General features: G+C 29.1%; 11 protein-coding genes. 10 read left to right on the forward strand and 1 reads right to left on the reverse strand.

Annotated features, from left to right (window positions below; genetic code table 11):
* The first annotated feature begins 289 nt into the window (after positions 1-289).
* The 8 genes from ACX6CF_RS14575 (at position 290) to ACX6CF_RS14610 (ending at position 6,924) form a co-directional block, all read left to right on the forward strand.
* Complete coding sequence (locus ACX6CF_RS14575) at positions 290-898, forward strand: non-canonical purine NTP pyrophosphatase (RefSeq protein ID WP_458786073.1); 609 nt, start codon at positions 290-292, stop codon at positions 896-898.
* Between the two features lie 410 nt (positions 899-1,308).
* Positions 1,309-1,794 (forward strand): hypothetical protein, encoded by a 486-nt coding sequence (locus ACX6CF_RS14580; protein WP_458786074.1) that lies wholly within the window; start codon positions 1,309-1,311, stop codon positions 1,792-1,794.
* A gap of 62 nt (positions 1,795-1,856) precedes the next feature.
* Positions 1,857-2,417 carry a GNAT family N-acetyltransferase gene (locus tag ACX6CF_RS14585; RefSeq protein WP_458786075.1) on the forward strand — a complete coding sequence of 187 codons (561 nt, stop codon included), beginning with the start codon at positions 1,857-1,859 and terminating at the stop codon, positions 2,415-2,417.
* A 71-nt stretch (positions 2,418-2,488) separates the two neighbouring features.
* Positions 2,489-3,142: a zinc dependent phospholipase C family protein gene (locus tag ACX6CF_RS14590; protein ID WP_458786076.1), complete on the forward strand. Its 654-nt coding sequence runs from the start codon at positions 2,489-2,491 to the stop codon at positions 3,140-3,142.
* Positions 3,143-3,216: 74 nt separating this feature from the next.
* Positions 3,217-3,942, forward strand: coding sequence for a hypothetical protein (locus ACX6CF_RS14595; protein ID WP_458786077.1), 726 nt, complete (start codon positions 3,217-3,219; stop codon positions 3,940-3,942).
* A 74-nt stretch (positions 3,943-4,016) separates the two neighbouring features.
* On the forward strand, positions 4,017-4,781 hold the full coding sequence (locus ACX6CF_RS14600; RefSeq protein ID WP_458786078.1) for a nucleoside phosphorylase: 765 nt from the start codon (positions 4,017-4,019) through the stop codon (positions 4,779-4,781).
* A gap of 11 nt (positions 4,782-4,792) precedes the next feature.
* On the forward strand, positions 4,793-5,503 hold the full coding sequence (locus ACX6CF_RS14605) for an MBL fold metallo-hydrolase (RefSeq protein WP_458786079.1): 711 nt from the start codon (positions 4,793-4,795) through the stop codon (positions 5,501-5,503).
* A 212-nt stretch (positions 5,504-5,715) separates the two neighbouring features.
* Positions 5,716-6,924: an ROK family transcriptional regulator gene (locus tag ACX6CF_RS14610; protein WP_458786080.1), complete on the forward strand. Its 1,209-nt coding sequence runs from the start codon at positions 5,716-5,718 to the stop codon at positions 6,922-6,924.
* A 54-nt stretch (positions 6,925-6,978) separates the two neighbouring features.
* On the opposite strand, the gene ACX6CF_RS14615 is transcribed toward ACX6CF_RS14610, so the two are convergent.
* Positions 6,979-7,854 carry an AraC family transcriptional regulator gene (locus ACX6CF_RS14615; protein WP_458786081.1) on the reverse strand — a complete coding sequence of 292 codons (876 nt, stop codon included), beginning with the start codon at positions 7,852-7,854 and terminating at the stop codon, positions 6,979-6,981.
* 140 nt (positions 7,855-7,994) lie between these two features.
* Between ACX6CF_RS14615 and ACX6CF_RS14620 the strand changes: the two genes are divergently transcribed.
* Positions 7,995-8,786 carry an alpha/beta hydrolase gene (locus ACX6CF_RS14620; RefSeq protein ID WP_458786082.1) on the forward strand — a complete coding sequence of 264 codons (792 nt, stop codon included), beginning with the start codon at positions 7,995-7,997 and terminating at the stop codon, positions 8,784-8,786.
* A 220-nt stretch (positions 8,787-9,006) separates the two neighbouring features.
* The gene (locus tag ACX6CF_RS14625; protein ID WP_458786083.1) at positions 9,007-10,431 is read left to right on the forward strand and encodes a hypothetical protein; all 1,425 of its coding nucleotides are present in this window, start codon (positions 9,007-9,009) and stop codon (positions 10,429-10,431) included.
* Positions 10,432-10,464: the final 33 nt, after the last annotated feature.

Here is a 10,464-nt window from a genome sequence, read left to right on the forward strand (position 1 = left end):
TTTATTTTGGAGGTAGAATCAATATGGCTAGTGCAAGGTGTATATAGTAGGTTTAACTTGCCTTACCCTGAGAAGCGGTCGGTCTGTGTTAAACCAACTATATACACCTTTTTTATGGCTAGGTAGTGGGGTTGGGTGAAAAGTTATGTAGGGATGTAATTTGATGGTATGATTGACAAGATTTTGATGGATAGATATACTTGATATAAGATTGTTTATATATACGTGGGTATAATAAACATTAAATGTCAGAACTAATATACTTCACGTGAAAGGATTGATTTTAAATATGGATTTGGTTTATGGTACATATAATTCTTCAAAGTTTCAAAGTATGGGAAAGATGTTAAAAGGACTTGATGTTAATTTAATACATCTTGATTCATTTGATATGAAAATAACAGAAGCAGAGGAGAATGGGAAAGAACCATTAGATAATGCATTTGCTAAAGCAAAGACTTATTATAATCAATTAAAAAGACCGGTATTTTCATGTGATTCGGGGTTGTTTTTTGATAATGTTGATGAGAAAGACCAACCTGGGGTTTATATCAAACGAGTGAAGGGTAAGGTTTTAACAGATTTAGAGATGCAGTCATATTATAGTGATTTAGCTAGGGAATATGGAGGACGGTTGACGGCTTATTATAAGAATTCAATTTGTCTAGTTATGAATGAAAATACTGTTTATAGATATGATGGTGAGGATTTAAATTCTGAGAAGTTTTATATGGTGACTAAACCTCATGATATCTTTCGTAAAGGGTTTCCACTTGATTCATTGTCTGTTGAAATGAAAAGTATGAAGTATTATTATGATTTGGATGAGGGAGAAAATGATAATTTGGGAGTTATAAGTGGATTTCGGAAGTTCTTCATAGAGATATTAAAACTATAAGAATAAAGTTGATTTACAAAATATATTGATAGATATAAGGTGGGGATATGAGTGGAAAATCAAGATTTAAGAGAAGTAAAAAGAGAATACAAATCGTTTAAGAGAAGAGTTAGCAGTTATTGCCAATCTTTTTATACCAGGTATAGGATTTTTTATTTACGGTAGTTCATATCTGACAGGATTTATAAGTTTTGCGTTATTTAGTGGGTATAATTTAATCTTTTTTAAATGGATATTTAATGACACAGATTTTGCTTTTAGAGTGATATACTATCTTCCGGCAATTATCATTTGGCTAATAAGTACTGTTATGGTAGCAAATCTGGATGATTAAATATAATTTTAAGAATTTAGATTATAGTAAATATTGAGCAAAATTTTAAGATGAATTAGGGGAGGGAGAAAAGTTCATGAGAGATAAGAGATTAATAATATTAATAATCATTCCATTTGTGTTTGGATATCTAACCAATTCAATTTTTTTAATTCCTGGAGTAGGTACATTAACTTATAGCTTAATGCCATTTGTTTTACTGATATATTGGTTTTGGGTGGGAATCCAGTTTTCTAAGAGTTCGCTTAGGAATGTATATGCGTTAATTTATGGTAATATTTTATGTGTACTAACCTTAGTACTGTATTATTGGCAGTTTATTTTATTAGGTGAAGACAAGCGAAGTATGTTTTTAGCTAGTATATCACAAATGTATGTTTCACCTTTAAGTCCTATTACTGCAAGATTTGGAATTATGTTTGAGAAACTACCCAATGTTTTATCGCAGACATCAATAACGGCAATGCATACAATTGGGACAATATTATTAATTATTACATTTTTAGCAGGATTTATATTTGATAAAATTAGACACAGTAGATCAGAGAAAACGGAAAATTGATGATAAGTATATGTTATAAATATATTTAAATACAATATTCGTAATTTATAGGAGAAAATAATATGTTGAATCATAGAGGAACTGAGCTAATAGAAACAGAAAGATTAATTTTAAGAAGATTCAACTTGGAAGATACTGAAGATATGTATAATAATTGGGCTAATGATGATGAAGTGACGAAACATTTGTCTTGGACAATACATGAAAGTATTGATGTTAGTACTAAAATTATAGAGTCTTGGGTAAGGTCATACGATAATAATGAAACATATAATTGGGCGATTGAACTTAAAGAGATAGGTGAAGTAATTGGGTCAATTGGAATTGTAGGGCTAGATAGTATATATGAGCAGTGTTCAATAGGGTATTGCATCAGTAAATCATTTTGGGGCAAGGGAATTACAACAGAAGCATTTATTGGATTAATAGAATTCCTATTTAAGAAAGTTGGATTTGAAAGAATTCAAGCATATCATCACATAGATAACCCAGCATCTGGTAGAGTAATGATAAAAGCTGGGTTGAAATATGAAGGTAGACTGAGAAATTATAGAAAGAAATTAAATGGTACATATGTAGATTGTGATTTCTATGGCATCATAAAAAGTGACTTGGAAGATTAACATTAATATAAATATATATGTATGGAAGGAAAAATGATTAATCATCAAATCATTAGAGAGGATGGAATAATATGCCTTTTGCAATGACACATTTATATATCGCATATAACATAATACAAAAAACACCACAAATAAAGAAACCCAATGATTTTTTGTTAGGAGCTATTGCACCAGATTCAGTACACGTTCGTAATAATTATGATAGTGATATGAAATTCAATAGTCATCTATGTATTGGTAATGAAAAATGGGGAGAAGTTACTAATAATGATGCTTGGGTAGATAATGTACTTTGCTTTTTAAAAAAGAATAGAAACTTGCAGAGTTCAGATTTTATTTATGGGTATTGTTCTCATATCTTAGCAGATATTCAAAATAATATAAAAGTATGGATGCCATTTAAAGAAAAGAGTAAAGATGAATTAAAAATAGGGAATGTAAGCGTGTATCATCAAGAATCTTATGCTGTTGATTATGAATTATACTTACATCCTAAAAGGAAAGTTATTTGGAATATGTTAGAGGATGCTACTGCATTTGATATATCAAATATTGTTAAAGCCGTAGAAGTTAATCAAATGAAACAATATCTACTAAAGGAACAATTCGAAAATAGAGAGTCGATGGATGTATCAACAAATGAATATGTTACACTTGCTAATATACAAAAGTTTATTATAGAGGAATCTGTATACATAAAAAATATGTTGTATGTTGGAAATTGATATTGATATGAATTTTATAACTCTCATATATAGTAGTATGATGAAATATATTTATTTAGATGGGAGCATGATGTTTGGATAAAATTAGAGATTTAATTTATATGAATTATGAGAAAGAATCAAATAAGGTTATATCTTATGGGGTAGAATTTAGAGAGTTTATACAAGCCCTATCGAAAAGACCAAATAATATTTTAGTGTTAGAAGGTTACTATGGTAGTGACTTTGATTTTACCACAAACTGTGAATATTGTATAAGTGAAGATATTGATGAGTTCATACAAGAGGATGTTTATAGTTATGGTAATTTTTCATGGGTAGATTTTGAGAGTGTAAAAGGTTTAAAAACACTTGAACCTCAAGAAGTCGCTGAGTTGTTTTATTTAAGTAAGATGTGGAATCCTGTTAATGATACTTTCTTTGAAAAGTTAAATAATAGATTTGTTTATACTGCTCATGATGATGGATGGATAAACCATACTTTCTATAATAATATATCAGATTTTCAAGAAGTATTGACTGAAATCATAATAAATAAAGTATACACTATTTATAATATCAAATTACCAAAGCTAAATAAGATAATATCAGCTAGATTATGTGAGCTTAGTTTAAGTGGTTTTGCTGTGGATATTTTAAGATTATGTATTGAAGAAGATAATAGTGTTGTAATGCCAATTTATCAAATAGGAAAATATAAAGATATGGATAAAGTTTATACTTTGACTAGAGAGTCTGAAGTTCAAGTAGATTTTGAGTTGAAATATAGTTCACAGTGGGAATTGATTGAGCTTAATTGATATGTACTAGATTAGGATTAACTAGAATATATGATAAGATTTAACAGAAATGAAATTAAGAAGGAGGGGGCATTATGTACAAGGAATTTCCAATACTAGAATTTGATGGGGTATCTCCAAATATAATTGAACCATCTAGTTATATAAAATCAATTGATATTCCAGAGCAAGTTATTATTTGTTTTTATCAAGAGGTGATCGATAAGTTATTAAAAGAAGATAGGTTAAAATTAATTCATAGCTTATATTCTCAGATTGGAAAACATCCTGTATATGAATTGGATTTTAATGGAAGTAAAGTTGCAGTTTTTCATCCGGGAGTAGGTGCACCACTTGGAGTTGCTTTAATGGAAGAAGTTATTGCATTGGGTGGTAAAAAATTCATTTCATGTGGTAGCGGCGGTGTTCTTGATAAAGAGGTAACAGCTGGACATATATTAGTGCCTATATCAGCAGTACGAGATGAAGGAACATCATATCATTATGTTAGACCTAGTAGAGAAATAAAGGTAAATGAAAATGCAGTTAAAGCCATTGATAAAATATTAAACAATCATAATTGTAGTTATAAACACGTTAAAGTATGGACTACAGATTCTTTTTACCGTGAAACAGTTGAGAAGGTAGAAACTAGAAAAAACGAGGGATGCTTGGCTGTGGAAATGGAATGTTCAGCTTTTTGCGCTGTAGCAGAATATAGAGATGTAATATTTGGACAGTTAATATATGCAGGGGATGACGTAAGCTGCGAAGAATGGGATAGACGAAAAGAATTTAATAGAAATTTTGTCAGAGAAGCAGTATTTGAATTTGCAGTTGAAGCAAGTCTTTTGTTATAAGCTAGAAGGGATTGATTCACATAAATAATATTAGTGTTAAAAAGATTGGTAACGTTTATGTTTATACAGAAATGGTATCAGGATTCTTTAACAATGTATCAATAATTGATGATGAAGAATTAATATTAATTGATACGTTTAAGACTAGAGAGTTGATGGAAGAATTATTAGAAAATATATCATCTGCGTTTAATAAGTCGGTAAGCAAGATAATATATACTCATTGGCATATAGACCATACTCTAGGTTCATATTTTATACCCAATACTTGTATAATATCAACCAAGTATACCAATGACTATTTAAGAAATTTTATTTCTAAAGATTTGGAGAGATTAACGAATAGAGGTATTATAGAAAAAGGAGTAAAACCCAAGTTGTCAGATATAGAATTTGAAGACAGATATTGCTTTGAGTTATCTGAGGGTAAAAACATAATGATTGAGCATTTACCAGGACATACATATGACAGCTTAGCAGTATTCTATGAAGATATTTTGGTTGTTGGAGATACGTTATTAGGTGAAGAAGTAGATGTTTTTAAACCTCCAGTAATACCTCCAGATGCTCCATTGTCAAAAGAGGAATATTTAGAAAAAGCAATTAATTATATTAATAATTCAAATGCTACTCACATCATAACAGGTCATGGATATATACTTCCAAAGACAGAGCTTATCCAATCAAATATTACTAGATTAAGAAATGGTGAAGAGTCATGACAATGAGGAATCTCACTATAAACAATAGAATGAAAAAGTAAAATAAGTAGTACGATATCAATGATTAAAAAAAACTAGGCAATAAAATAGATAATAAATTAGCAAATGTCAAGACTAAAATAACTATTTGACAAAACAAATAGTTATATGTAAAATTAATTTCAGAGTGAAATAATAGTGATATGCTTACTTAATGGTAAAGGAATGATACAATGATTAATAAGAATATAAAAGGTACATCAGCTCTTAGACAAAAAAACAGAATACAGATTATTGATTATATTAGACAGAATGCACCTGTTACTCGTATAGATATATTTAATGGTACTAAGATTTCAAGACCAACTATAACAAGAATTGTTAAGCAGTTAGTAGAGGAAAAAATAGTTGAAGAAAGCGGCATGGTTGAAACTCATGCGGGGCGCAAACCTATTTATCTTAAGCTAAGAAAATCTGCATTATGCTGTATGGGTATGAATATATATAGAAATAATATTAGAGCATCAATAATAGACTTAGATAAAAATATATTAATCAGTAAAAAAATATCTATTAAGAATGTAGAATCAGAGAACGAGTTTTTAGAAGCTGTGCTTGGTATGATTCATAGCTTAATTGATGAATCTAAAATATCAATAAATCATGTAATAGGAGTTGGAATTGGTTCTTCAGGAGTGGTTGATTATGATAAAGGAATACTACATAATTTTAACCCACATCTAAATATTAGGAATATCTCTCTAAAGGCTTTTTTAGAAGAAAAACTTAATATTCCAACTTTTGTTGATAATAATCCCAATACAAGGGCTTTAGGTGAATATTGGTATGGATATGGTAGAGGATATAAAGACATAGCTTATATTGTCTGTGGTGAAGGGATAGGAAGCGGAATTATCGTTGATGGTAACATCTTAAGAGGGAAGAATAATATTACTGGTGAATTTGGACATATGACTGTAGCTGTAAATGGTAGAAAATGTAATTGTGGTAGATATGGCTGTGTAGAAACATATTGTTCAACTGAAGGGATAGAAAAGATTTTAATTGAAAGGTTAACAGGAGTTGATAAATCCCCTGTAAAAGATTTCATAAAAGAAAATAGCTGTAAACTAAATTATAGTTTAATATGTAAGTTTTATAGTGAAGATAAATATTGTAAGGAAGTATTGGATCAGGCTATAAATATACTCAGTATTGGTTTGTCTAATCTTATGGGAATTCTTAATCCAGAAATAATAATTTTATCTGGGGAACTATTTGATAACGATTTTATGTTTGACCAAGTGATAGATAAAACTAAGCAAGAAGTATTTACTAATCTAATTGGAGATATAAAGTTCAAAAAAAGAGAACAAATGGATTATGTATATGAAATTGGAGCTGGGGCATTAGTATATAAAGCATATTTTAAGAATGTATAAAACTTAAGAATCAAAGGTTAATATCACTAGTAATAAAATTACCATATAGCGGGTTTATAAATATTTTGAATTCATTTTTTGAAATTTTGTTGGTGAAACATTATAATGCTTTTTGAATAAACGACTGAAATAATTTATACTATCAAATCCACATTTTAATGCTATTTCAGTTATGTTCAATTGACCTTTATTCAAATAATCAACAGATTTGTCCACTCTTATTCCATTGATATAATCTGTTGGAGTCTTACCTGTTGTTTCCTTGAACATTCTACAAAAATGATAGGTACTGGTATTTAAAATATTTGCTAGCTCTTGAGTGGATATCTTTATATGGTAATTATTATCTATATATTTAAAGATTATATTAAAACGTTTTAAATTATTTACTTTAGAAACTAGTTCTTTTTTAGTAAGAAACTTACTAATATAATTCCTTAATAGTAAGACAATTAATTGGTAGATAGCAGATTTTACAGCAAGTTCATATCCCATCTCTCTTGAAAGATACTCTTGTATTATTTTATTAATACATTCCAATATCTGTCTGTCATTATCAATTGAATTTTGAAAAGATATTTGATTTTGTGACAGTGGTGAAAGGAATTTTGTTTGACATAAGTCAACTTGATTACTAAAAAGGAATGATGAATCAATACTGATGATATAAAACTTGAGATTATCACTTAAACTTTCAAGGGAATGTAGTTCATTATTATTAATGACTATAATGCTATCAGTTGTCACATTGTACTGGTTAGTACTACATTCAACTATAGCTTCACCTTCAGTAAAGAAATACAGTTGCATATTTTCATGCCAATGTGTATTGAATTTTCTTCCTCTGTTAAAGGTTTCTGCGAGTAATATATCTATACCCAAATTAGGGTCAGACATTTTTCTATAATAATAAGTTTGTGAATTTTTCATATCAATATCCTCATGTCAAAATTGTGCTAAATCTTAGCAATACAATTCTTGTGTTATCTTGTAAACATGATTATTATAATACAAGTAAGTTGTCTTGTAAATATATCTAAGTTTAAAATATCAGAATGAGGTGTGCATAAATGAATAAATCAAAAGTAGAAAAAGTAAATTTTTATAGCGAGAAACTTGGTAAAGAAATGGCGATATTGGTGTATTTACCCAATTGCTATAACAGTTTAATTCCCCTGCCTGTATTATATTTTTTACACGGAAGAAGTGGAAATGAGGATATAATGTTTGAATTGAAGATAAATACAAAAGCTGATCAAATGATAAAAGATAAAGAGATTAAGCCTATGATAATTGTATGTCCAAGAATTGAAAATAGTAGGGGGTTGAATTCATCCTTAATTTACAAAGAGATGCCTGAACATGGAAATAATAATAGAATTATTAATTTAGGAATGTATGAAGATTACTTTATGAAAGAGATAGTACCTTTAATTGATAAAACTTTCAATACTATAAAAGATAGAAAAGGAAGATATATAGGAGGACTATCAGCTGGAGGGTATATAGCACTTCACAATACATTTCGACATCAGCATATGTTTTCGAAAGTTGGAGGTCATATGCCTGCTTTAGAATTAGAACTTGAAGATGAAGACAAACTATATTATAAAGATATGGATGTATGGGATAGATATAACCCAATACATATTGCGAGAAAAAGCAATATTTCTTATGATGTTCAGGTCTATCTTGATGCTGGAGACAAAGATGAGGGTAGATTTTATGAAGGATGTTCAATATTACATAAGATATTGATAGGAAAAGGTATTAATTCCCAAAACTATATATTCGCTGGTAATCATAATGGTAAATATATAAAATCAAATTTGGGAAAATATCTAAAATTTTATGGAAGTTAATATACTTGATTACAGAAATGAATAAATTATTTGAAGTATATATATGCGATACATTATCTTGACAAAACTTCAATAAGGATATAAAATAAAAATAGGTTAATTTCAGTCTGAAATTTAATGAGTATAGAATATTATATGATAATAATAAGTGATTATTCACTTTTTATTATTGGTGAAATAATTTCAGACTGAAATTATGAATGAAGAAGGAAGGTATGATATGAAAAGATTAAAGGTTGGTCTTGTAGGGTTAATGCACAAGAATTTCACAGGGGACAAAATAGGAATTTATAATCGTTCAAAACAAGAAATGAAGAAACTCAGTGAAGAAATGAAGTTCGAGATTGTATGTGTAGAAGATGGTATATATACTGACGAAGAAGCTGAAAGAGCATATACATTTTTAGACAAAGAAAAAATTGATTTTGTTATGATTCAAAGTAGTGCTTTTAATTCAGGAACAATTATTCCAATCTTAGCAAAATTGAATATACCTATTGGTTTATGGGCAGTTAAAGAACCAACTATAGCTGGTCCCTTACCAATCAACTCTTTCTGTGCAATGAACATGAATGCAAGTATTATAGGGCAGTATCTTAAAGAATATAATTTACCATTCAAATGGTTTTACGGGTACACGAATGATGAACTATTTAAAGAAAGATTTATATTAACCATAAAAGCTTTAACTGCTATAAAAAATGTAAAAGAAGCAAAAATAGCTTTAATTGGTGGTATTGCTAATGGATTTGACAACCAATATTTTGATGAAAGAAAACTTCAAAAAAGATTTGGAGTAAAACTATATAGAAATCATGAATTTTCTGAGATAAAACATAGAATGTTATCATATGAAGATGAAGATGTAAAAGACATAATGGAAGAAATATTACAAGACAGTTGTAGCTGTAATACTTTAGCAAAAGAAAAAATAAATAAAAATGCACGTTTAATAAAAGCTATTGTAGATTTCAAAGAAGAAAATGGATATGATGGTATTGCTCTTAGCTGTTGGCCCAAATTTAGAATTGAACTAGATATGGTTTCATGTGCAGCAATTGGAAGGCTTAATCAACTGTATTTTACTACATCATGTGAAGGTGATGTATATGGATTAATCACTATGATGATGATGAGATATATGAACGATAAACCTTCATTGCTAATGGATTTATCTGATTTTGATGAGCAGGATGAAAGTGTATTATTCTGGCACTGTGGATTAGGATGTAATAATGTAGCTTATAATGGAGAAGTTAAATTAGCCTCTCACTGTAATCCGGGACCTTGGTCTGGAGAAGGGCTCAAAGAAAATGCTCCTGTTGCAGATATGGTTTTTGCTATACAAAAAGGAACAGCTGCAAGATTTACCAAAGATGGTGATGAGATGTTTTTGCTCACAGGTGAATTTAATCAACCAGAGAAACCAAGTTTTGATGGTTCAAGAGGATGGATGTCCAATCTGAAACTTAATACCAAACCTATTAAAATTAGAGATTTAGTTGAGACTATTATGGTAAAACATCAACCTCATCATTACGCATTAGCATTTAACGACTTAGGTGAGGAAATGATGGAAGTAGCTGCATGGCTTGGTATAAAACCAATGGAAAAAGTAACTTATGAACATTTTTTACAAAGATAATATAAGAAAGATAGAGCACTCTCGGAAAGTAAT

This window comes from Vallitalea sediminicola (assembly GCF_054408565.1).